The sequence below is a fragment of the Kribbella sp. NPDC050820 genome, assembly GCF_040653975.1.
Taxonomy (GTDB): Bacteria; Actinomycetota; Actinomycetes; order Propionibacteriales; family Kribbellaceae; genus Kribbella.
Window position 1 is genome coordinate 1 of sequence record NZ_JBFAHB010000180.1, and the last position, 1,110, is coordinate 1,110.

General features: G+C 67.6%; 1 protein-coding gene and 1 pseudogene. Both read left to right on the plus strand.

Annotated elements, in window-relative coordinates:
• A pseudogene (locus AB0H36_RS48105) lies at window positions 1-251 on the plus strand (IS21 family transposase); the annotation flags it as partial.
• Entirely contained in the window at window positions 251-1,051 is an 801-nt protein-coding gene (istB, locus tag AB0H36_RS48110; protein WP_360539148.1) for an IS21-like element helper ATPase IstB, read from the plus strand. The pseudogene AB0H36_RS48105 and the gene istB, both read left to right, overlap by 1 nt.
• Window positions 1,052-1,110 lie beyond the last annotated feature (59 nt).

Below are 1,110 nucleotides of genomic sequence, written 5' to 3' on the forward strand. Positions count from 1 at the left end.
GGCGGATCGAGATCGTCGCCGACCTGGACCGGGTGCGGGTGTTCTGCGAGGGCGCCGTCGTGGCCGACCATCCACGCTGCTGGGCCTATCACCAGTCGATCACCGACACCGTCCATGCCCAGGCCGCGACCGCGTTGCGGCAGGACCGCTTCACCGTCCTCACCCCAGCAGCGGCGACCGAGGTGGAACAGCGGCCGCTGACCGACTACGACAACGCCTTCGGCCTCGGACTGGACCAGGGAGCCGTGTGATGCCGACCCGGACCAAAGCCACACCGGCCAAGGACTTGACCGCCGAGATCGCCTACCTGACCAGGGCGTTGAAAGCACCCACCCTGCGCGACTCGGTGGACCGCCTGGCCGAACGAGCCCGCGCTGAGGCGTGGACACACGAGGAGTATCTGGTCGCTTGCCTGCAACGCGAGGTCTCCGCCCGCGACGCTCACGGCGGCGAGGGTCGGATCAGGTCGGCGAGGTTTCCGGCCCGCAAGAGCCTGGAAGAGTTCGACTTCGACCACGCCCGCGGCCTGGCTCGCGACCTGATCGCCCACCTGGGGACCCTCGACTTCGTCATCGCCAAGGAGAACGTGGTGTTCCTCGGCCCACCAGGCACCGGCAAGACCCATCTGGCCATCGGGCTCGGTATCCGCGCCTGCCAAGCCGGCCACCGTGTCCTGTTCGCTACCGCCTCCGGCTGGGTCGCCCGGCTCGCCGACGCCCACCACGCCAGCCGCCTGCAAGACGAACTCGTCCGGCTCACCCGCTACCCACTACTCATCATCGACGAGGTCGGCTACATCCCCTTCGAACCCGAAGCCGCGAACCTGTTCTTCCAACTCGTCTCATCCCGCTACGAACGCGCCTCGCTGATCGTCACCAGCAACAAACCCTTCGGCCGCTGGGGCGAAGTCTTCGGCGACGACGTCGTCGCCGCCGCGATGATCGACCGCCTCGTCCACCACGCCGACGTCGTCGCACTCAAAGGCGACTCCTACCGACTCAAGAACCGAGACCTCGGCCGCGTCCCAGCCGCCAACACCGAGGAACCATGACCACCAAGGGGTCAACCTTCGGACGCCGCCAGGGGGTCAGTTTTCAGCTGCCGTTGACA

What these genes read in the sequence shown, in the direction of transcription:
- istB (WP_360539148.1), top strand. Translation starts at nt 251, where the DNA reads ATGCCGACCCGGACCAAAGCCACACCGGCCAAGGACTTGACCGCCGAG.